At 58.4% G+C, this 21,989-nt stretch carries 21 protein-coding genes; all 21 read left to right on the top strand.

Annotation, left to right across the window (positions count from 1 at the left end):
- Positions 1 to 238: 238 nt before the first annotated feature.
- Complete coding sequence (locus KUIN1_RS17835) at positions 239 to 1,165, top strand: ketoacyl-ACP synthase III (RefSeq protein ID WP_172980101.1); 927 nt, start codon at positions 239 to 241, stop codon at positions 1,163 to 1,165.
- Positions 1,166 to 1,493: 328 nt separating this feature from the next.
- Positions 1,494 to 2,342, top strand: coding sequence for a flagellin domain-containing protein (locus KUIN1_RS17830; RefSeq protein WP_011268449.1), 849 nt, complete (start codon positions 1,494 to 1,496; stop codon positions 2,340 to 2,342).
- A 72-nt stretch (positions 2,343 to 2,414) separates the two neighbouring features.
- Positions 2,415 to 2,807 (top strand): flagellar protein FlaG, encoded by a 393-nt coding sequence (locus KUIN1_RS17825; protein ID WP_011268448.1) that lies wholly within the window; start codon positions 2,415 to 2,417, stop codon positions 2,805 to 2,807.
- A gap of 83 nt (positions 2,808 to 2,890) precedes the next feature.
- Positions 2,891 to 4,342, top strand: a complete 1,452-nt coding sequence (gene fliD / locus KUIN1_RS17820) for a flagellar filament capping protein FliD (protein ID WP_024651377.1) — start codon at positions 2,891 to 2,893, stop codon at positions 4,340 to 4,342.
- A gap of 123 nt (positions 4,343 to 4,465) precedes the next feature.
- Entirely contained in the window at positions 4,466 to 4,855 is a 390-nt protein-coding gene (fliS, locus tag KUIN1_RS17815; protein ID WP_011268446.1) for a flagellar export chaperone FliS, read from the top strand.
- Between the two features lie 24 nt (positions 4,856 to 4,879).
- Positions 4,880 to 5,176, top strand: a complete 297-nt coding sequence (fliT, locus tag KUIN1_RS17810; protein WP_003316802.1) for a flagellar protein FliT — start codon at positions 4,880 to 4,882, stop codon at positions 5,174 to 5,176.
- Between the two features lie 178 nt (positions 5,177 to 5,354).
- Positions 5,355 to 6,830 carry a transcriptional regulator FleQ gene (fleQ, locus tag KUIN1_RS17805; protein WP_003316803.1) on the top strand — a complete coding sequence of 492 codons (1,476 nt, stop codon included), beginning with the start codon at positions 5,355 to 5,357 and terminating at the stop codon, positions 6,828 to 6,830.
- A gap of 122 nt (positions 6,831 to 6,952) precedes the next feature.
- Positions 6,953 to 8,167, top strand: coding sequence for a sensor histidine kinase (locus KUIN1_RS17800; protein ID WP_011268445.1), 1,215 nt, complete (start codon positions 6,953 to 6,955; stop codon positions 8,165 to 8,167).
- Positions 8,167 to 9,582, top strand: coding sequence for a sigma-54-dependent transcriptional regulator (locus KUIN1_RS17795; RefSeq protein ID WP_011268444.1), 1,416 nt, complete (start codon positions 8,167 to 8,169; stop codon positions 9,580 to 9,582). Before KUIN1_RS17800 ends, KUIN1_RS17795 begins: the two co-directional genes overlap by 1 nt.
- Before the next feature lie 242 nt (positions 9,583 to 9,824).
- Positions 9,825 to 10,154 carry a flagellar hook-basal body complex protein FliE gene (gene fliE, locus KUIN1_RS17790; RefSeq protein WP_003344011.1) on the top strand — a complete coding sequence of 110 codons (330 nt, stop codon included), beginning with the start codon at positions 9,825 to 9,827 and terminating at the stop codon, positions 10,152 to 10,154.
- Positions 10,155 to 10,169: 15 nt separating this feature from the next.
- Positions 10,170 to 11,954, top strand: a complete 1,785-nt coding sequence (gene fliF / locus KUIN1_RS17785; protein WP_011268443.1) for a flagellar basal-body MS-ring/collar protein FliF — start codon at positions 10,170 to 10,172, stop codon at positions 11,952 to 11,954.
- Complete coding sequence (fliG, locus tag KUIN1_RS17780; protein WP_011268442.1) at positions 11,947 to 12,963, top strand: flagellar motor switch protein FliG; 1,017 nt, start codon at positions 11,947 to 11,949, stop codon at positions 12,961 to 12,963. Before fliF ends, fliG begins: the two co-directional genes overlap by 8 nt.
- Before the next feature lie 15 nt (positions 12,964 to 12,978).
- A complete protein-coding gene (gene fliH / locus KUIN1_RS17775; RefSeq protein WP_011268441.1) occupies positions 12,979 to 13,797 on the top strand; it encodes a flagellar assembly protein FliH in 819 nt (272 codons plus the stop codon).
- Complete coding sequence (fliI, locus tag KUIN1_RS17770; protein WP_011268440.1) at positions 13,787 to 15,145, top strand: flagellar protein export ATPase FliI; 1,359 nt, start codon at positions 13,787 to 13,789, stop codon at positions 15,143 to 15,145. The genes fliH and fliI overlap by 11 nt, the downstream gene beginning before the upstream one ends.
- Positions 15,146 to 15,151: 6 nt before the next feature.
- A complete protein-coding gene (fliJ, locus tag KUIN1_RS17765) occupies positions 15,152 to 15,601 on the top strand; it encodes a flagellar export protein FliJ (RefSeq protein ID WP_002554288.1) in 450 nt (149 codons plus the stop codon).
- Positions 15,602 to 15,685: 84 nt separating this feature from the next.
- Positions 15,686 to 16,033, top strand: coding sequence for an STAS domain-containing protein (locus KUIN1_RS17760; RefSeq protein WP_024639350.1), 348 nt, complete (start codon positions 15,686 to 15,688; stop codon positions 16,031 to 16,033).
- Positions 15,993 to 17,699: a fused response regulator/phosphatase gene (locus KUIN1_RS17755; RefSeq protein ID WP_152092145.1), complete on the top strand. Its 1,707-nt coding sequence runs from the start codon at positions 15,993 to 15,995 to the stop codon at positions 17,697 to 17,699. The genes KUIN1_RS17760 and KUIN1_RS17755 overlap by 41 nt, the downstream gene beginning before the upstream one ends.
- A 34-nt stretch (positions 17,700 to 17,733) precedes the next feature.
- Positions 17,734 to 18,090, top strand: a complete 357-nt coding sequence (locus tag KUIN1_RS17750; RefSeq protein WP_103714150.1) for an Hpt domain-containing protein — start codon at positions 17,734 to 17,736, stop codon at positions 18,088 to 18,090.
- A 112-nt stretch (positions 18,091 to 18,202) separates the two neighbouring features.
- Positions 18,203 to 19,618 (top strand): flagellar hook-length control protein FliK, encoded by a 1,416-nt coding sequence (locus tag KUIN1_RS17745; protein ID WP_152092144.1) that lies wholly within the window; start codon positions 18,203 to 18,205, stop codon positions 19,616 to 19,618.
- A gap of 835 nt (positions 19,619 to 20,453) precedes the next feature.
- Positions 20,454 to 20,966 carry a flagellar basal body-associated protein FliL gene (fliL, locus tag KUIN1_RS17730; RefSeq protein ID WP_003343996.1) on the top strand — a complete coding sequence of 171 codons (513 nt, stop codon included), beginning with the start codon at positions 20,454 to 20,456 and terminating at the stop codon, positions 20,964 to 20,966.
- Positions 20,967 to 20,975: 9 nt separating this feature from the next.
- The gene (gene fliM / locus KUIN1_RS17725) at positions 20,976 to 21,944 is read left to right on the top strand and encodes a flagellar motor switch protein FliM (protein WP_003422170.1); all 969 of its coding nucleotides are present in this window, start codon (positions 20,976 to 20,978) and stop codon (positions 21,942 to 21,944) included.
- Positions 21,945 to 21,989: the final 45 nt, after the last annotated feature.

Here is a 21,989-nt window from a genome sequence, read left to right as displayed (position 1 = left end):
CTGCCGGCAAGCATCAAGTGCATGTTCCCTCGACGCAAATTATCCTAAAGCATGCACACGGGAGTGACCTGCGGGTCATAAAGTGCATCTCCACTGTATTGTTTTACAGGGAGCGACATGCGCCTGACTTGCTTTAACCTGCCAAGCGCCCTGAAAATGTCCGTAAATCACCCCTATTCGGTAGCGCCCCGATTGCATCGGGACGAAAAATGACCTGTTTACTCATCGGGAAGCCATGATGATTGGCATTAAAAGCATAGCGAGTTACGTGCCTGTTGCAGGTGTTGATAACTACGCTCAAGGCGCCAGATTCGGCAAGGATGAAGAATTCATCCTTGGGAAAATCGGCTCCACCTTCCTGCCGCGCAAAGACGCCGGCCAGGAAACCTCGGATCTGTGCGTTGAGGCGGCCAACACGCTGTTTGCCAATAACCCGCAGCTCAAGCGCGAAAGCATCGATGTGCTGATCGTCGTCACCCAGAATGGCGACGAGGAAGGGCTGCCGCATACCGCAGCCATCGTTCAGGACAAGCTGGGGCTGTCGACCAACGTCGCTGCATTCGATATATCGCTGGGCTGTTCCGGCTATGTGTACGGCATTTATGCGATCAAGGGCTTCATGGAAGCGGCAGGCTTGAAAAATGGCCTGTTGATCACTGCCGATCCGTATTCGAAAATTGTCGATCAGGAAGACCGCAACACCACCATGCTGTTCGGTGATGCTGCGACGGCCACCTGGATGGGCGAGGGGGCCCAATGGCAGCTGGGCAAGGCGAAGTTCGGTACCGATGGTTCCGGTGCGCCACATCTGAAGGTCAGCAACGGCGTTTTCTTCATGAACGGTCGCCAGGTGTTCAACTTTGCACTGTTGAAAGTCCCGGCGCATTTGCATGAGCTACTGGGCGAGTCGGATCTGACCCCGGACGATATCGATGCCTTCTGTATTCACCAGGGCAGTGCGGCGATCGTCGATGCGGTCGCGCGGCGCTTCGAAGACAAACCCGAGAAGTTTCTCAAGGACATGGTCGAAACCGGCAACACCGTGTCATCCAGCATTCCGCTGCTGATCGAGAAGCATGTGCTCGGTTCTTCATGGAAGCGGGTCGCCTTGAGCGGTTTTGGTGTGGGGTTGTCCTGGGGCTCTGCAATTATCTATAAAGACTGAGTTCACCTCGCCTTACAAAGAACGCCTGCGGATAAAACCCCAGGCGTTCTTAAATTAAATAGTGATCTACGTCACACTTTGAACTTCGTGGCGCAATGCGCTCGCCTGCCGCCACTTCTGACTGCCGTGAATTCCCCTCTTTCCCGCCGTGGGTTTACGCCCCAAACCCTTGTTTTATAAGGGGTGTCACGATGATGGCAAAATATTAAAAAAAAACACTCAAGCAACCTGCCATCGCGACGATAACTATTACGAAGGTTCTCTAGGCATACCCGGCGCTTGCAGGGGCCGGAAGCCACGTAGTACCAAAACCACCGAGGAATTCATCATGGCTTTAACAGTAAACACCAACGTAACATCGTTGAGCGTCCAGAAGAACCTGAGCCGCGCCTCCGACGCACTGTCGACGTCGATGGGTCGTTTGTCTTCCGGCTTGAAGATCATGAGCTCGAAAGATGACGCCGCCGGCCTGAACATTGCTACCAAGATCAACTCGCAGATCAAAGGTCAGACCATGGCGATCAAAAACGCCAACGACGGTATGTCCATTGCTCAGACCGCTGAAGGCGCTCTGCAAGAGTCGACCAACATTCTGCAGCGTATGCGTGAACTGGCTGTTCAGTCGCGAAACGACAGCAACAGCGCTACTGACCGCGTTGCGCTGAACAAAGAATTCACCCAGATGAGTTCGGAACTGACCCGTATCGCCAACAGTACCAACCTGAACGGCAAAAACCTGATTGACGGTTCTGCCAGCACCATGACTTTCCAGGTTGGCTCCAACTCCGGCGCCTCGAACCAGATCTCGCTGTCTTTGAGCGCCAGTTTTGACGCGAACACCCTGGGTGTCGGTTCGGCGATCACCATCGTCGGCTCCGACAGCGCCGCAGCGGAGACCAACTTCTCTGCTTCAATCGCCGCGATCGACTCGGCTCTGCAGACCATCAACAACACCCGTTCGGATCTGGGTGCTGCGCAAAACCGTCTGTCCAGCACCATCTCCAACCTGCAGAACATCAACGAAAACGCCAGTGCTGCACTGGGTCGTATCCAGGATACCGACTTTGCTGCTGAAACTGCACAGCTGACCAAGCAACAGACCCTGCAACAGGCTTCCACCTCGATCCTGGCACAGGCTAACCAGCTGCCGTCCGCTGTACTGAAACTGCTTCAGTAATATCGGAATGAGTTTTGGCGGGTGAGCACTTAACAGTGCTCTCTCGCTTTTTTGCTTTCAGAGGTGATGGTCATGGATATGAGTGTGAAGCTGAGCTTGTCTTATCCGGCCGTTCAACCGGCAGGCCAGGCCGTTGTGGCCGCCCCGCCGGTTGACAAGCCTGCCGACGCGAAGCCCGTGGAGCGGGTTGCGGCCCCGGCCGAAAGTAAAGGTTCCGATCTGCATAAGGATAATCCCAAGGACGATGCTAAAGTCAAAGCAGCGGCCGAGGATATTCAAAAATTCTTTCACGCGGTGAAGCGCAATCTTGAGTTCTCGATTGACGAAGATTCTGGCAAAGTCATTGTCAAAGTGATTGCAAGCGACTCCGGTGAAGTAGTAAGACAGATTCCCAATGCAGAAATCCTGAAACTGGCCGATAGCTTGAGTGATGCGAACAGTTTGTTGTTCCGCGCCAAGGCCTGATCGCCGGTACCGCATGTGTTGTCGGGTCATTCGCCTTTTAAAAGGGCGGTTAACCCTGCGGCATTCTTGAAGGGAGAAGCACCATGGCAAGTCCGATTACATCTACAAATGGTATTGGGTCCGGTTTGGCAATCGGTTCCATCGTCGAAGGTCTTGTCGGTGCTGAAAAAGCGCCCAAGCAGAACCAGATCGACAAGCAGAGCGCCTCCACGACTGCATCCCTGTCGGGTGTCAGTCAGTTGACGTCTGCACTGGCTGCGTTCCAGAAGACACTGGATACCCTTGCCAGTTCCACCACGCCTGCCTTCCAGGGCTTTGCTGCTACGTCTTCTAATGAAGCGGTGGTCAAGGCCACAGCGGGCAACACGGCAGTCAACGGCTCCTACGCGATCAACGTTAGCCAGCTGGCAACGCCTTCGAAGGTGGCTACCGCCGCGCTAGACTCGACGCAGTCAAGTGCTATTCCGAGTGGTACTCTGAAAATCACTCAAAATGGCACTGATTACAACGTGGCGATCGACAAGACCTCGACGCTGCAGGAAGTGCGCGACAAGGTCAACTCGACGCTGCAGGGTAAAGGCATCACCGCCAACATCATCAACGACAACAACGGTTCCAGGCTGGTGTTCAGTTCGACGACCACCGGCAAGGGCAGTGACATTTCGGTGACGGGCGCTTCCGGCCAGGAAGCGCTTAACATTGATGGCACCAAGTTGATGAGTGCCTCGGGTACTGGCGCCGGTGCGATTACCGATGTCGCCAAGGACGCTGCGTTCACGGTCGATGGCCTGAGTCTGACCAGCAAGACCAATACCGTGAGTACGGCCATTTCCGGTCTGACGTTCGAACTGGTCGCGCCCAGCGCTTCTTCTGCTCCTTCGGCATCGACCACAGTCACGGTAGCCACTAACACCGATGGTCTGAAAACGTCATTGCAGTCTTTCGTCGACTCTTACAACACACTGGTTTCACTGGTGTCGTCGTTGACCAAGGGCACTGTCGACAGTCAGGGTAAATACACGGCCGCTGCGTTGACCGGCGATTCCGCGCCGCGTGCCCTGCTGGCGACGATACGCGACCAGATTGCCACGGCTACGTCGAATGCCGGCTTGAGTTCCCTGGCGCAGTTGGGGATCAAGACTCAACAGTCTGACGGCAAATTGACGTTAAGCACGACCGAACTCACAACAGCGCTGAGCGACAAGAAGCTGGGCAGCCAGATTCAGGCGATGTTCACCGGTGTGACCAATGCTGACGGCACCAGCTCGGGTGGCTTGATCGCACGCATGAACACTGCGCTTGAGCCGTATACGAAAGCCGACGGCGTTCTGGCTGGCAAGACCACCAGTCTTAATAAAGTGCAGACGCGACTGGCCAGTGATCAGGAGGCGCTCAACCGTCGTATTACGACATTGACGGCAACCCTCACCAAGAAATATAACGCAATGGACCTGGTCGTCGGGCAGTTAAAGGCAACGGCTTCAAGCATTACTTCGATTTTTGAAGCGATGAACGCGCAGAAAAACGCCTCGTAAAAAACCAGTGCAGAAGTACCAGGAACCCGACGCTGTGTCGGGTTCTTGCTTTTAGGCTAAAGTTTCCGCGCACTGCGTCGATAGCTTGAGTATCAGTATTCTGGATTTGTTACGAGGCCCATTATGAATCCGATGTTAGCGTTGCGGCAGTATCAGAAGATCGGCTCCCAGGCTCAGACCTCGGAGGCCAGTCCTCATCGTCTTGTTCAAATGTTGATGGAAGGTGGCCTCGACCGCATTGCTCAGGCCAAGGGTGCCATGGCGCGCAAGGATATCGCTAGTAAGGGCGTGCTCATCAGCAAGGCCATCGACATCGTGGGCGGCCTGCGTGAGGGGCTGGATCTGGAAAGCTCGCCAAGTGACGCGCTGGTCAGGCAGGACAGTCTCTATCACTACATGATGACGCGTCTGGCGGAAGCCAACGCCCGTAATGATCAGAAGATGCTCGATGAAGTCGCCGGCCTGTTGATCACCGTCAAGGAAGGCTGGGATGCTATCGGCACCTTGCAATAATCTGCTGGCCTGAGGAGAACAATAATGAGTGCTGCGCTCAAGCGTATCGAGGAAACCCGCGAAGCCTTGGTAGGCGCGCTGGCAGATCGTGACTGGGAGGCTATCGTCAAGCTGGACCTGGCGTGTCGCGAGTGTGTCGACGCGGTGGTCAGCGAAGCGCCCGACGACGAACCTGCACTGCGCAGCAACCTTGAGGAGTTATTGGGTGTCTACAGGCAACTGATTGATGTTGCAACCGGTGAGCGTCAAGCGGTTGTCGAAGAAATGACTCAAATCCAGAATGCGAAGAGCGCGACGAAGGTATACCATCTGTTTGGTTAATGTTTAATTGTCATTTTTATTGTTCGACAAGAATTTCGCCATAAATTTGACTGTGTCCGTTTTTTTTGACTTAACTAGTGATGTTTACTATTTTCTGGCGTCTCAAGGTTTATACAGCTGAGAAGCCAAGCTGCCCCCCAATCATGGGCATTGAGTTGACTAGGGAAGTTGCTATTGCATGTGGCGTGAAATCAAGATTCTGCTAATCGATGACGATAGCCAGCGCCGCCGGGATCTGGCGGTTATCCTGAATTTTCTTGGCGAAGAAAATCTCTCCTGTTCCAGTCAGGACTGGCAGCAGGTGGTCGGCTCTCTGGCGTCTCCACGAGAAGTACTTTGCGTACTGGTCGGTAGCGTAAACGCGCCGGGCAGCCTGCAAGGGCTCCTTAAGACCATCGCCGCATGGGATGAGTTCCTTCCTGTGCTGCTGATGAGCGAAAATTCCTCTGTCGAATTGCCCGAGGATTTGCGCAGGCGAGTCCTTTCTGCACTCGAAATGCCGCCCAGCTACAGCAAGCTGCTCGATTCGCTGCACCGTGCCCAGGTCTATCGCGAGATGTACGATCAGGCCCGCGAGCGCGGCCGTCATCGTGAACCGAACCTGTTCCGCAGTCTGGTAGGTACCAGCCGCGCGATTCAGCACGTACGGCAGATGATGCAGCAGGTCGCCGACACCGATGCCAGCGTACTGATTCTGGGCGAGTCGGGCACTGGCAAGGAAGTGGTTGCGCGTAACCTGCACTACCACTCCAAGCGTCGTGATGCGCCGTTCGTGCCGGTCAACTGCGGTGCCATTCCGGCCGAGCTGCTCGAAAGCGAGCTGTTCGGACACGAGAAGGGCGCGTTTACCGGTGCGATCACCAGCCGTGCCGGGCGCTTCGAGCTGGCCAACGGCGGCACATTGTTTCTCGACGAAATCGGCGACATGCCGCTGCCGATGCAGGTCAAGCTGCTGCGCGTCCTGCAGGAACGCACCTTTGAGCGTGTGGGCAGCAACAAGACGCAAAGCATCGATGTGCGCATTATCGCCGCGACGCACAAGAATCTCGAGACCATGATCGAGCTGGGCAGCTTCCGCGAAGACCTTTATTACCGCCTCAATGTGTTCCCGATCGAGATGGCGCCGTTGCGCGAGCGTGTCGAAGACATCCCGCTGCTCATGAATGAATTGATTTCGCGCATGGAGCACGAGAAGCGCGGTTCGATTCGTTTCAACTCCGCCGCCATCATGTCGCTGTGTCGCCATGCCTGGCCGGGCAACGTTCGTGAGCTGGCCAACCTGGTCGAGCGCATGGCGATCATGCACCCGTACGGTGTGATTGGCGTGGCTGAGCTGCCAAAGAAGTTTCGCTACGTCGACGACGAAGACGAGCAGATGGTCGACAGCATGCGCAGCGAGATCGAAGAGCGTGTGGCGATCAACAGCAATACGCCGAACTTCGCTTCCGGCGCGATGCTGCCGCCTGAAGGTCTTGATCTGAAAGACTACCTCGGTGGTCTGGAGCAGGGCCTGATTCAGCAGGCGCTCGACGATGCCAACGGTATCGTTGCCCGTGCTGCGGAGCGCTTGCGTATTCGTCGTACCACGCTGGTCGAGAAGATGCGCAAGTACGGTATGAGCCGCCGTGAGGGCGATGAACAGGCAGATGATTGACGCCGGTTTTTTGTGCCAAAAACCAAGCCCCTGATTTTTCAGGGGTTTTTTTTAGGCACGGGGATTGCTAAGTCTCTCTTAACACACCGTTTACTGACGGTTCGCCACGAGAGAGATGAATCATGTCCCAGGCCGCCCAACTGACTTCCGCCCTATCTGTTCAGGCTCCGTACTCCCCGGAGCTGGAAAGTCGTCAGGGGCTTGAGCACGCATTCTCGCTGTTCAATCAAATGTCGGCGCAATTGACCGATTCCTACGGGGTGCTTGAAGCGCGCGTCACCGAACTCAAGGGCGAACTGGCACATGCCGGCGCCCAGCGTCTTCAGGAACTGGCGGAAAAAGAACGCCTGGCCAACCGCCTGCAGAATCTGCTTGATCTGCTGCCCGGCGGGGTGATCGTCATTGATGGCATGGGCGTCGTGCGCGAGGCCAACCCCGCTGCTATCGATCTGCTCGGGCAGCCGCTGCTGGGCATGCTCTGGCGTCATGTGATCAGCCGCTGCTTTGCACCCCGAGAGGACGACGGCCACGAAGTCTCCCTCAAGGACGGTCGCAGGCTCTCGATTGCCACACGCTCGCTGGATGCCGAGCCGGGTCAGTTGGTATTGCTCAATGACCTGACCGAAACCCGTCATCTTCAGGAACAGCTGGCCCGTCACGAGCGCCTGTCTTCACTGGGGCGTATGGTCGCCTCTCTGGCGCATCAGATTCGTACGCCGTTGTCCGCTGCCATGATCTACGCCAGCCATTTGACCGAGCAGGAACTGCCGGTGGAAACCCAGCAGCGTTTCGCCGCGCGGCTCAAGGATCGTTTGCATGAGCTGGAGCATCAGGTTCGCGACATGCTGGTGTTCGCCCGCGGCGAACTGCCGCTGACGGATCGCCTGACGCCCGGTGCTCTGTTTCAGGCGCTGCAAAATGCGGCTGCGACGCATGTTCAGGGCGTTTCGGTGCGCTGGCAGTGCGACAGCATCGATGGCGAGCTGCTGTGTAATCGCGACACACTGGTCGGCGCACTGCTCAATCTGATTGAAAACGCCGTCCAGGCCAGCGCTGGCCGGACGCTGCTGAAAATTCACGCCTACAGTCGCGGCAACGAACTGCGAATCTGCTTCAGCGATAACGGCAGCGGCATTGACAAGGCCGCGCTGGCGCGCATCGGTGAGCCGTTCTTTACGACCAAGACCACCGGCACAGGGCTTGGTCTGGCCGTGGTGACGGCGGTGTCGCGTGCGCATCAGGGGCGCGTGGATTATTTGTCGCGGGTCGGCCGTGGTACCTGCGCCATTGTCAGTCTGCCGTTGATCCCGGCTTCCAGTCCGACAGGTAATAACTGATGCCGATCAATGTGCTGCTGGTCGAGGATGACCGTTCGCTCCGGGAAGCGCTTGGGGAAACCCTCGAGCTGGCCGGTTATGACTATAAGGCGGTCGGTTCCGCCGAAGAAGCACTGGTGGCTGCCGAGGCAACGCCCTTCAGCCTGGTGATCAGTGACGTCAACATGCCGGGCATGGACGGCCACCAGTTGTTGAGTCTGTTGCGCAGCCGGCATCCGCAACTGCCGGTGCTGCTGATGACGGCGCATGGCGCAGTCGAGCGCGCTGTCGATGCCATGCGTCAGGGGGCTGCGGATTACCTGGTCAAACCCTTCGAGCCCAAGGCGCTGATCGCGCTGGTTGCGCGGCATGCACTGGGTCGTCTGGAACCTGCCGAGCGCGACGGGCCGATTGCCGTCGAGCCCGCCAGTATCCAGTTGCTGAACCTGGCCAGTCGCGTGGCGAAAAGCGACTCCACCGTGTTGATCTCCGGCGAGTCCGGGACCGGCAAAGAGGTTTTGGCGCGTTTCATTCATCAAAACTCGCCCCGTGCCGATAAGCCTTTTATTGCGATCAACTGTGCGGCGATTCCGGACAACATGCTGGAAGCCACGTTATTCGGTCATGAGAAGGGTTCGTTTACCGGCGCCATTGCGGCGCAGGCTGGCAAGTTCGAGCAGGCTGACGGCGGGACGATCCTGCTGGACGAGATTTCCGAAATGCCGCTGGGGCTGCAAGCCAAATTGCTGCGTGTGTTGCAGGAGCGCGAAGTCGAACGCGTAGGGGCGCGCAAGCCGATCGTTCTGGATATCCGCGTCGTGGCGACCACCAACCGCGATCTGGCGGGTGAAGTGGCGGCGGGGCGCTTTCGTGAAGATCTGTTTTATCGCCTGTCGGTATTTCCACTGGCATGGCAGGCGTTGCGTCAAAGGACTGCCGATATTCTGCCGTTGGCCGAGCGGCTTCTGGCCAAACACGTCAATAAAATGAAGCATGCGCCGGTTCGTCTTTCCGCCGAAGCGCAGCAGTGTCTGGTGAGCTATCCATGGCCCGGGAATGTGCGGGAGCTGGATAACGCTGTGCAGCGGGCCTTGATTCTGCAGCAGGGCGGGGTGATTCAGGCGCAGGATTTCTGTCTGTCCGGGCCGGTTACCAGCCTGCCTGTTGCTGCCTCTGTCGAGGCTGCAGTGGCAGTGACTGGCACTACCGTGGCGGAGAATGCAGGTGCCGGCGTCAGTCCGGAATCTGTCGGCGCGCTGGGCGATGACCTCAGGCGTCACGAGTTTCAAATGATCATCGACACCCTGCGTTCTGAACGGGGACGTCGCAAGGAGGCTGCGGAACGCCTGGGTATCAGCCCGCGTACATTGCGCTACAAGCTGGCGCAGATGCGTGACGCCGGAATGGATGTGGAAGCCTATCTGTTTGCCACATGAACCAGGCACACGGATCGCCGCTCCCGATCGGCGGTCACTGAATATTTTTGCTGTGATACAAGCCTGAAATAATCCCGGCGCCCCGTAGATACGGGCGGCCCGGCGCGAACTCGTGTCAAGCGACATGATGCACTCATCTGGTGTGGCAAATAGCCGCCATCTAGCTGGCATCGTTGTTGCTATACCTTCTGTACCCGCTGAATCAGTGTCAAAAATTTGCGGGCCTTACGAGAGATATGTCCATGAGCCAAGGTGTTGAATTTAATCGCTTGATGTTGGATATGCGGGCCATGCAGATGGATGCGATGTCTGCGCCCAAGCCCGTGTCCGGTGCGCAGGAAGCCGGTGCCAGCAGCTTCGCTGACATGCTTGGTCAGGCCGTCAACAAGGTCGCGCAGACCCAGCAGGCTTCCAGCCAGTTGGCCAATGCATTTGAAGTCGGCAAGAGCGGCGTGGATCTGACCGACGTCATGATTTCGTCGCAGAAAGCCAGCGTGTCTTTTCAGGCGTTGACCCAGGTGCGTAACAAGCTGGTTCAAGCTTACCAAGACATCATGCAGATGCCGGTTTAAGGGACGTACTGAGTCATGGCCGAAGCAGCTGCCGATACCGTTCCTGCAAGAACGGGCGATTCCGAAAGAAAACCGTTGTTCGGTATGTCTTTTCTGGAAAATCTTTCCGAAATGACCATGCTGCGTCAGATCGGCCTCATGGTCGGTCTTGCCGCGAGCGTGGCCATCGGCTTCGCCGTGGTGCTCTGGTCCCAGCAGCCTGACTATCGTCCGCTTTATGGCAGTCTGGCGGGCATGGACAGCAAGCAGATCATGGACACCCTGACTGCGGCGAACATCAACTACACCGTCGAGCCGAACTCCGGTGCGCTGCTGGTCAAGTCCGATGATGTGCAGCGTGCGCGTATCCAACTGGCCCAGGCGGGTGTGGTACAGAACGACGCCAACATCGGTTTCGAAATCCTTGACAAGGATCAGGGCCTTGGCACCAGTCAGTTCATGGAAGCCACACGCTATCGTCGTGGCCTGGAAGGTGAACTGGCACGTACCATTTCTGCATTGAACAACGTCAAGGGTGCCCGTGTGCACCTGGCCATTCCGAAGAGCTCGGTGTTCGTCCGTGATGACCGCAAGCCAAGTGCATCGGTACTGGTCGAGCTGTACGCCGGTCGTTCACTGGAGCCGAGTCAGGTCATGGCCATCATCAATCTGGTGGCCACCAGTGTTCCCGAGCTGAGCAAGTCGCAGATTACCGTCGTCGACCAGAAGGGCGCTCTGCTTTCCGATCAGGCGGAAAACTCCGAACTGACCATGGCCGGCAAGCAATTCGACTACAGCCGTCGCATGGAAGGCATGCTGACCCAGCGCGTGCAGAACATTCTGCAGCCGATTCTGGGCAATGATCGCTACAAGGCCGAGGTCTCGGCAGTGGTTGATTTCAGCGCTGTCGAATCGACCGCCGAAAGCTTCAACCCCGACCAGCCTGCCTTGCGCAGCGAGCAGTCGGTCAATGAACAACGTTCCAGCAGCTCAAGCTCGGGCGGCGTTCCGGGTGCGCTGAGCAACCAGCCGCCCGGCCCGGCGACGGCTCCGCAGACTGCAGGCGGTGGTGCCGCCGGTGCTGCCGGCCCCATCGCGCCAGGCCAGCCACTGCTGGATGCCAATGGTCAGCAGATCATGGACCCGGCCACCGGTCAGCCCGCGTTGGCGCCATACCCTGCCGACAAGCGCGTGCAGTCGACCAAGAACTTCGAGCTGGACCGTTCGATCAGTCACACCAAGCAGCAGCAGGGCCGTCTGACCCGCCTGTCGGTCGCGGTGGTGGTCGACGACATGGTCAAGACCAACGCGGCCAATGGCGAAGTGACGCGTGCTCCGTGGAGCGCGGCGGATCTGGCTCGCTTCACGCGTCTGGTACAGGATGCCGTGGGTTTCGACGCCAGCCGCGGTGACAGCGTCAGCGTGATCAACGTGCCATTCTCCAGCGAACGCGCTGAAGTGCTGCCTGAGGCGTCGTTCTATTCGCAACCCTGGTTCTGGGACATCGTCAAGCAGGCGGTTGGCGTGATTTTCATCCTGATCCTGGTGTTTGGTGTACTGCGCCCGGTGTTGAACAACATCACCAACGGCAAGCGCAAGGAACTGGCAGGTTTCGGTGGCGACGCCGAACTGGGTGGCATGGGCGGTCTGGACGGCGAATTGTCCAACGATCGCGTAAGCCTGGGCGGCCCGCAGAGTATTCTGCTGCCGAGCCCGACCGAAGGCTATGACGCACAGCTGAACGCAATCAAGAGTTTGGTGGCTGAGGATCCTGGCCGTGTGGCTCAGGTTGTGAAAGAGTGGATCAACACTGATGAATGAACGAGCCATGGTAGCCAAACTCTCCAAAGTTGAAAAAGCGGCTGTACTGTTGCTCTCGCTGGGCGAAACCGATGCGGCTCAGGTGCTCCGGCACATGGGCCCCAAGGAAGTCCAGAAAGTGGGCGTAGCGATGGCGCAGATGCGCAACGTGCATCGCGAGCAGGTCGAAGAGGTCATGAGCGAGTTCGTCGACATCGTCGGTGATCAGACCAGTCTTGGCGTCGGTTCCGATGGCTATATCCGCAAGATGCTGACCCAGGCACTGGGCGAGGACAAGGCCAACGGCCTGATCGACCGGATCCTGCTGGGTGGCAATACCAGCGGTCTGGACAGCCTCAAGTGGATGGAGCCGCGTGCCGTCGCCGACGTGATCCGTTTCGAGCACCCGCAGATTCAGGCCATCGTGGTCGCCTACCTCGACGCCGATCAGGCGGGCGAGGTGCTTGGGCATTTCGATCACAAGGTCCGCCTCGATATCATCCTGCGCGTGTCATCGCTCAACACCGTACAGCCAGCGGCTCTCAAGGAATTGAACCAGATTCTCGAGAAGCAGTTCTCCGGTAACGCCAACACGTCGCGTACCACACTGGGTGGTATCAAGCGTGCGGCCGATATCATGAACTTCCTCGACAGCTCGATCGAAGGTTCGCTCATGGACTCGATCCGCGAGGTCGACGAAGACCTTTCGGTGCAGATCGAGGACCTCATGTTCGTCTTCAACAATCTTTCCGATGTCGACGACCGTGGTATCCAGGCGCTGCTGCGCGAAGTATCCTCGGACGTGCTGGTACTCGCGCTCAAGGGCTCGGACGAAGGCATCAAGGAAAAAATCTTCAAGAACATGTCCAAGCGTGCCTCTGAGCTGTTGCGCGACGATCTGGAAGCAAAAGGTCCGGTGCGTGTCAGCGATGTGGAAACCGCCCAGAAAGAAATCCTCACCATTGCGCGTCGTATGGCCGAGGCCGGCGAGATCGTACTCGGTGGCAAGGGTGGCGAGGAAATGATCTAAGGATTCAGCCGACTCATGTCCAGTTCCAATAAAGAATCGGCCAGCGACCTCATTCGCGCCAAGGACGCCGCGTTGCTCGACATCTGGGCGCTGCCCAGCTTCGATCCACACGTGGAGCCCGAACCTGAACCGGAACCCGAGCTGGTCGACGAACCGGCCGAGATGGAAGAAGTGCCGCTGGATGAAGTTCAGCCACTGACTCTGGAAGAGCTGGAAAGCATCCGCCAGGAGGCCTGGAACGAAGGCTTCGCCACCGGTGAAAAGGAAGGTTTTCACAGCACTCAGCTAAAAGTGCGTCAGGAGGCGGAGGTCGTTCTTGCTGCAAAAGTTGCCAGCCTGGAACAACTGATGGGTAATCTGCTGGCACCTATCGCCGAGCAGGACACCCAGATCGAAAAGGCCGTCATTTACCTCGTCGAGCACATCGCGCGTAAGGTCATTCAGCGCGAGCTGGTCACGGACTCGGCACAGATTGCCAGCGTGCTGCGCGATGCCCTCAAGCTATTGCCGATGGGCGCGCAGAATGTGCGAATTTTCATAAACCCTCAGGACTTCCTGCTGGTCAAGGCCATGCGTGAACGTCACGAGGAGTCGTGGAAGATCGTCGAAGACGAAGACCTGCTGCCGGGCGGTTGCCGCATCGAAACCGAGCATAGCCGTATCGACGCCAGCGTCGAAACACGCATTGCCCTGGCGATTTCCAAGATGCACGACCAGTTGCATGAACAGGTCACTCATCCTGCTGCAGCGGATCTGAGCGTTGATCTGGATGTTTCGCCAGGCAAAGCCTCCAATGCTGAAGAATCTGACGCGGACACCCTCGATGCGCCTTGATCGCACCAGTTTCGCCAAGCGCCTCGGTTCCTATGCCGAGTCGATCAGCCTGCCTGCCCAGCCCGTAGTGGAAGGTCGGCTGCTGCGCATGGTGGGTCTGACGCTTGAGGCCGAGGGCCTGCGCGCGGCAATGGGCAGCCGGTGTGTAGTTATCAATGACGACAGCCATCACCCGGTGGAAGTCGAAGCTGAAGTGATGGGTTTTTCCGGTGGCAAGGTGTTTCTCATGCCGGTCGGCAGCGTGGCCGGCATCGCGCCTGGCGCGCGGGTTGTGCCGCTGGCCGATACCGGTCGTCTGCCGATGGGCATGAGCATGCTGGGCCGGGTGCTTGATGGTGCCGGTCGTCCGCTGGATGGTCGCTCGCCGATCAAGGCTGAAGACTGGGTGCCGATGGATGGCCCGACCATCAACCCGCTCAAGCGTGACCCCATCAGTCAGCCACTGGATGTCGGCATTCGGTGCATCAACGGTTTATTGACGGTGGGTCGCGGTCAGCGTCTCGGGCTGTTTGCCGGTACGGGCGTGGGCAAGAGTGTGCTGCTCGGCATGATGACGCGCTTCACCGAAGCGGACATCATCGTCGTCGGCCTGATCGGGGAGCGGGGCCGTGAGGTCAAGGAGTTCATCGAGCACATCCTCGGCGAGGAGGGCCTGAAGCGTTCGGTGGTGGTCGCTTCGCCAGCCGATGATGCGCCTCTGATGCGTTTGCGCGCAGCGATGTATTGCACGCGAATCGCCGAATACTTTCGTGACAAGGGCAAGAATGTCCTGTTGCTGATGGATTCCCTGACCCGTTTTGCTCAGGCTCAGCGGGAAATCGCGCTGGCCATTGGCGAGCCGCCGGCCACCAAGGGCTATCCTCCATCAGTGTTTGCCCGCTTGCCCAAACTGGTCGAGCGCGCCGGCAACGCTGAAAAGGGCGGTGGTTCTATTACCGCGTTTTACACCGTGCTCTCCGAAGGCGATGACCAGCAGGACCCGATTGCCGACTCGGCGCGCGGTGTGCTGGACGGTCACATCGTGTTGTCCCGGCGTCTGGCCGAAGAGGGGCATTACCCGGCTATCGATATCGAAGCGTCGATCAGCCGGGTCATGCCCGCCGTGGTCAGCCCCGAACACATGGCGCGTGCGCAGCATTTCAAACAGTTGTGGTCGCGTTATCAGCAGACGCGCGATCTGATCAGCGTCGGCGCCTACGTGGCCGGTGGTGATCGCGAGACGGACATGGCGATCGCGCTGCATCCGGTACTGGTGCGCTATCAGCGTCAGGCGTTGCGCGAGAACGAAAGCATGCAGGGCAGCAGCGAGGCGCTGGCGTCGATCTTCGCACCAGCGCCTGGCGGCTGATAACCCATGGCGCAGAGTCGAGCGGCGCGTCTGGCGCCGGTGGTCGAGATGGCAGAGGCTGCCGAGCGAACTGCCGCCCAGCGCCTTGGGCACTTCCAGGGGCAGGTCAATCTTGCCAACAACAAGCTGCAGGAACTTGACCAGTTTCGTCAGGATTATCAGCAACAATGGTTGCAGCGCGGCAGTGCCGGGGTTTCCGGGCAGTGGCTGCTGGGTTATCAACGCTTTCTCAGTCAGCTCGATGTCGCCGTTGCCCAGCAATACAAAAGTCTTGAATGGCACAAAGCCAATCTGGATCGGGCGCGCAGCGCCTGGCAGGATTGCTACGCGCGGGTAGAGGGCTTGCGCAAGCTGGTGCAGCGGTACATGGACGAGGCGCGCAGGCTGGAAGACAAGCGCGAGCAGAAATTGCTCGACGAGTTGTCGCAGCGCCTGCCTCGTCATGAACAATTCTGACGTTTGACTCAATCAGACCCGCAGTGATCTCTCTGGCTGGTCTACGCTATCAATGTCTCGGTGATGAAACACCTCGAGGTTCCCATGACTGTCACTTCCGAACGTTCTGCCGATGGCCAGACGCTGACCCTTTATATCGAAGGGCGTTTCGATTTCAATTCCCATCAGGCGTTTCGCACTGCCTATGAGGACTATCCGCAGTCGCTGAACTACGTGGTCGACCTGCGCGGTACGCATTATCTGGACAGTTCTGCGCTGGGCATGCTGTTGCTGCTGCGCGATCACGCCGGAGGTGACAAGGCATTGGTACGCCTGGTCAACTGCACGCCTGATGTGCTGAAGATTCTGGCCATTTCCAATTTCTCGAAGCTGTTCGAATTGAGCATACCCCGTGCAGCCAGCCCCGAACAAACTGTGCATTCTGATCGCTGATGACAGCACCAGTGACCGCTTGCTGCTGTCAGCCATCGTGGCGCGGCAGGGTCACCGGGTCCTCAGCGCGGGCAACGGTGTCGAAGCGGTTGCCATCTTCAAGGCCGAAAGCCCGCATTTGATTCTGATGGACGCCATGATGCCGGTCATGGATGGTTTCGAGGCCGCGCGAAGGATCAAGGCGATGGCCGGCGAATCGCTGGTGCCGATCATCTTCCTGACCTCGCTCACCGAAGGCGAGGCGCTTGCACGCTGTCTGGACGCCGGTGGTGACGACTTTATGTCCAAGCCTTACAACCCGCTGGTATTGGCCGCCAAGCTCAACGCCATGAACCGTTTGCGGGTATTGCACGAAACTGTTCGCCAGCAGCGTGACCAGATCGCCAGGCACCATGAGTATCTGCTCAATGAGCAACGTGTCGCCAAGGCGGTGTTCGATCAGATCGCCCACGCCGGTTGCCTGGGGGCGAGCAACATTCGCTACCTGCAGTCCCCCTACGCACTGTTCAACGGCGACCTGATGCTGGCTGCTTACACCCCCGCCGGGCACATGCAGGTGCTGCTCGGTGATTTCACCGGACATGGCTTGCCGGCTGCCGTTGGCGCGATGCCGCTTGCAGAAGTGTTCTATGGCATGACAGCCAAGGGCTATGGCTTGGTTGAAATCCTCCGTGAAATGAACGCCAAGCTCAAACGCATCCTCCCGGTCGACATGTTTTGTTGTGCGACGCTGCTGTGTATCAATCTGCCGCAGCGGCAGGTCGAGGTCTGGAGCGGTGGCTTGCCGGACGGCTACCTGCTGCGCGGCGCACAGGGCGAGCATGTGCCGCTGGCCTCGAATCATCTGCCCTTGGGCGTATTGAGCGTCGATGCCTTCGACGCGCGCACCGACGTGTATCCGTTGGCGCCGGGTGACCGCATATTTCTGTTGTCCGACGGCGTGCTCGACACCAGTAACAGTCAGGAGGAGCTGTTCGGTGCGCAGCGTCTGCGACAGGTTCTGTCGGCCAATCGCGAACCGCAGTTGCTGATCGAAGAGATCCTCGAGGCGCTCAACGAATTTGGCGGCAAGGCGCGTGACGATGTCAGTCTGCTGGAAGTCAGCGCTGTCGAAGCGCCGCTGCAAAGTCTGCCTGCCATGATGTATTCGGACAGCGGCGCCTCCAGCCCGCTGGACTGGTCGGCCAGCTTCGAGTTTCGCGCCTCGACCCTCAAGCGTTTCAACCCCCTGCCTTACGTACTGCAATTGCTGCTGGAGGTTCACGGCCTGCGTGATCAGGGCGCTGCACTGCATATGGTGCTCGGCGAGCTGTACAGCAATGCGCTGGAGCATGGTGTGCTAGGGTTGGATTCGGCGCTCAAGCACGACGCAGCAGGCTTCGCGCTCTATTATCAGCAGCGGGCAGAACGCCTCGACAGGCTGCAGTCCGGCTTCATCCGCATGACCCTGCAGGTTGAAACGGTCGCGCAGGGCGGTCGGCTGACCCTCGGCGTCGAGGACAGCGGCCAGGGATTTGATGTGGAAAAGACCCGGACGCTGACGCCTGCCGGCAATGAACTGTATGGTCGCGGGCTGCATCTGGTCTGTGAGTTGAGCCGCGAGGCCAGGTGGTCCAGGGATGGCAGGACCGCCTGCGTGGAATTTTCCTGGGAGGGAGTGGCATAATCCCCGCCTGGAGTCTTGATCAAGGAGTGAACAAGTGTCGATTCATCTGGATTACAGCGTGTTGAATACCTTGCAGGAGGTCATGGAAGACGAATATCCAACCTTGCTGGATGTTTTTATCAAGGATTCCGAGCAGCGTATCGCGCAGCTGCGTCTGGCTGCCGGGTCCCGCAATCCTGACTTTCAGGAGTTGAGCCTTACCGCTCACAGTTTCAAGGGCAGCAGCAGCAACATGGGGGCCTTGCAGCTTTCCGAGCTGTGCCGTCAGCTCGAGGAGCAGGCCCGTCAGGAGCAGTTCGCAGGTCTGGCAGAATTGATTGGCACGATCGATAGCGAATACATGACGATTCGCGGGCTGTTCAATTCCGAGCGGCAGCTGTTCGTCATCTGAGCCCTTAGAGTCATACCCTCGATCCCCGCTATGGGGAATCATTAGATAGCTGGCCCGTATATTGCTAACTATTTCGGTAAGGCGATAACCAGCAGCTGATGCGGAGACCGAAATGCCCCTTGCTACCAATGCGCTTCTTCAGGCCACAACCTCTGTGACCGCCAGGTCCGGTGTGGCCAACAATGCGGTCAAGTCTGCTGACAGCAGCAAGGACGGGGCCTCCAGCTTTTCCAATGTCTATGCAAAGCAGGCGAAAGACACCGTGCCTGCGCGCGAAGATGCGCCAGTAAAGCCAGCCCGCGACAAGACCGCGCCTGACAAGGACAAGGTTGCCGCCGGCAAGGACAAGCCTGCAAGCGATCAGGCAAATGCCGCCGACAAGTCTGGCGTTGCCGATAGCGGCAATGATTTGCCAGCCAGGCCGGCTGCTGCAGATGATGACGCAGCCCATTCTGACTCGAAGCAGGATGATGCGCAGGCCTCTGCCGATCCGGCGCTGAATGACGGCCAGGCGATCGTCGATCCGGCCCTTGATCCAGTCCTTGATCCGGCATTGCAGGCAATGGCCGCACAGGCTCCCGCGGCACCTGTTGTAGCCAAGGCGCCAGGTGCGGAAGTTGTCACTGCGCCAGCGGTTTCGGCGCTCACCACTACGCAGGCGGCACCGCCAGCAGTGGCTAAAGAAGCCTTCGATCCTGACGCCGATCCGCTTGATGGTCTGGATGCTGTGCAGCTGGCGCTGGAAAACGCCACTGCCAAGACTCAACTGGCTACGCAGAATGCCCAGGCTGCCAACAAGGCGACGCCGAGCAATGCTGAAGCTGACCCGAATCAGAATATCGTCAATAACCTGTCGGTCTTGAGCGAGCAGCTTCCGTCCGAAGGCGGCAGCACCGAAAGCAGTGACAAGTCGTTCAGCGGTTTGATCGGCGAGGGGCTGAAGGATGTCAAAGGCGCCGCCGGTGATACTCGCGTCGACAACTTTGCCGATCGCCTCGCAGCGCTCAGTCAGGCCGCGCAACCTGCACGCGCAGCGGCTGCACCTGCCGCACCCTTGATGAACCAACCGTTGGCCATGCATCAAAGCGGCTGGACCGAAGGCATCGTCGATCGCGTCATGTACCTGTCGAGCCAGAACCTCAAGACCGCCGATATCAAGCTGGAACCTGCCGAACTCGGTCGTCTTGATATCCGTATCAACATGGCGCCTGAGCAGCAGACCCAGGTGACATTCATGAGCGCGCACATGGGCGTACGTGATGCGCTGGAAAGCCAGATGTCGAAGCTGCGTGAATCGTTCGTGCAGCAGGGGCTTGGCAACGTCGACGTCAATGTCTCCGATCAGTCGCAACAGCAGGCCCAGCAACAGGCTCAGGAACAGGCCAGCCGCTCCCAGCGCAGCGGTCGTGGCGGTGGCATGAGCTCCGGCGATAGCTCCGATGAAATCGCAGGCGTCGATGCGGCCATCCCGGTCAGCCAGCCAGCAGCACGTGTGATCGGCACCAGTGAGATCGATTATTACGCGTGAGGCTCCTGCGTCACATGGCAGTCGCTACACGATGTCATGCATTGTCTTCACGTCTTGGCGCAGAAATGCTTTTTGAGCGCGATGGCACTGATGAAGTCGAGGGGCGAAAAGGTGATTTGAGCCAAACGCTAATTAGCCTGATATCACAGAACCGTTGTGTGACGCAGAGCGTCACGAACTGCATTCCCACGCTGGAGCGTGAGGAACGATAGTCATCAGCTACCGGGCCGTGCCTCTAGCCCGACTACTCTAAAGTGCTTTTCGAGCACGATGGCACTGACGACGCAGAGTGCGACGTTAGTGACGGCTGAGTCCTGGCGCTGATCCGGGGGTAGCCTGGCAGGACGCCAGGCTAGCCGCACCGGGCCATGGAGGGCCCGTTGCGGCGACCCCCGGATCAGTGTCAGGACGAAGGAACCCGACGAAGTCGGGCCGGAAACAGGAGCGAAGGACTTTGCTCACTTTGGTCCCTCAAAGTGAGTCGCCGAGGGGCGAAAAGGTCCCCTGAGTCGAACCTCAATCCACCTGACAAAGAAAAACCGCCGTGTGACGCAGAGCGTCACGAACTGCATTCCCACGCTGGAGCGTGAGGAACGATAGTCGTGGCAGCCGCGACGCGACGTCACGAACGGCATTGCCACGCGGAGCGTGGGGGCGATAGTCATCAACTCCCGGGCCGGGCCCTCAGCGCTGGCACAAGAATCACGATCCCTGCGCGCCCTGGCGCGTAACCGGTTGTGTCCGATACATCCCCGTTTCGTACAACTCTGGCATAACACTTGCTCTGCCTCTGTCACGTATTGAAGAACCTCTTGAATAGTGACGGATTATTGGCATGGCGCAGAGCGAAGAAGTTAAAGACCCCGCGACCACAGGCAAAGGTAAAGGCAAACTCAAGCTCATTATCATCGCCGTCGTGGCGTTGCTGCTGGCGGTAGGCTTGTCGGTGGGCGCGACCTGGTTCCTCATGCACAAGAGCGAAAGCAAGGTAGATCCAGCGGCGGCTGCAGCGGCAGCGAACGTCAAGCCAGTGGCGGTGTTCGAACCGATGACCCCGGCCTTCGTCGTCAACTTCAACGCCAACGGTCGCCAACGCTACATGCAGGTGAGTATTACCATGCTGGGCCGTAACGCAGCCGACATGGAAGCGCTGAAGGTACACATGCCATTGATCCGCAATAATCTGGTCATGCTGTTTGCAGCCATTCCCTTCGAATCGCTGGCTTCGCCGATCGGCCAGGAAATGCTGCGCCAGAAAGCGACCGCCAGCATTCAGGAAGTCGCACAGAAAGAACTCGGCAAGACTGTGATCGAACAGCTGCTCTTCACTAACTTCGTATTGCAGTAGGACTCTCACATGGCCGTGCAAGACCTGCTCTCCCAGGATGAGATCGATGCGCTGCTGCATGGCGTCGACGATGGGATGGTCCAGACCGACAACAACAGCGAACCTGGCAGCGTCAAAAGTTACGACCTGACCAGCCAGGACCGGATCGTCCGCGGACGCATGCCGACGCTGGAAATGATCAACGAGCGATTCGCCCGCTACACGCGTATCAGCATGTTCAACCTGCTGCGCCGCTCTGCGGACGTGGCGGTGGGCGGTGTCCAGGTCATGAAGTTCGGTGAGTACGTGCATTCCCTGTACGTGCCGACCAGCCTTAACCTGGCCAAGATCAAGCCGCTGCGTGGCACCGCGCTGTTCATTCTCGATGCCAAGCTGGTGTTCAAGCTGGTGGACAACTTTTTCGGCGGTGACGGGCGTCACGCCAAGATCGAAGGCCGGGAGTTCACGCCGACCGAACTGCGTGTCGTGCGCATGGTGCTGGATCAGGCGTTTGTCGACCTCAAGGAGGCCTGGCAGGCGATCATGGAAGTGAATTTCGAGTACATCAACTCGGAAGTGAACCCGGCCATGGCCAACATCGTAGGGCCGAGCGAGGCTGTAGTTATTTCCACCTTCCACATCGAACTCGATGGCGGTGGTGGCGATCTGCACGTGACCATGCCGTACTCGATGATTGAGCCGATCCGCGAAATGCTCGATGCCGGTTTCCAGTCCGATCTGGACGACCAGGATGAGCGTTGGGTCAACGCGCTCAAGGAAGACGTGCTGGACGTCAACGTGCCGCTCACGACGACCATCGCCCAGCGCCAGTTGCCGTTGCGGGACATTCTGCACATGCGCCCTGGTGATGTGATCCCGGTGGAACTGAGCGACTCGCTGGTCATGCGAGCCAATGGCGTACCTTCATTCAAGGTCAAGCTTGGCTCGCACAAGGGCAAGATGGCCCTGCAAGTAATCGAACCCATAGCGCGACGCTGACCTTTCTGGTCTGCGTCGGAAATTGTTGCGTAACTGAAATACTGC

Origin of the sequence: Pseudomonas sp. KUIN-1, from assembly GCF_009176725.1 — a bacterium.
GTDB lineage: Bacteria > Pseudomonadota > Gammaproteobacteria > Pseudomonadales > Pseudomonadaceae > Aquipseudomonas > Aquipseudomonas fragariae.
Note: the sequence above shows the minus strand (reverse complement) of the source record. Positions and strands in the feature narration are given on the sequence as shown.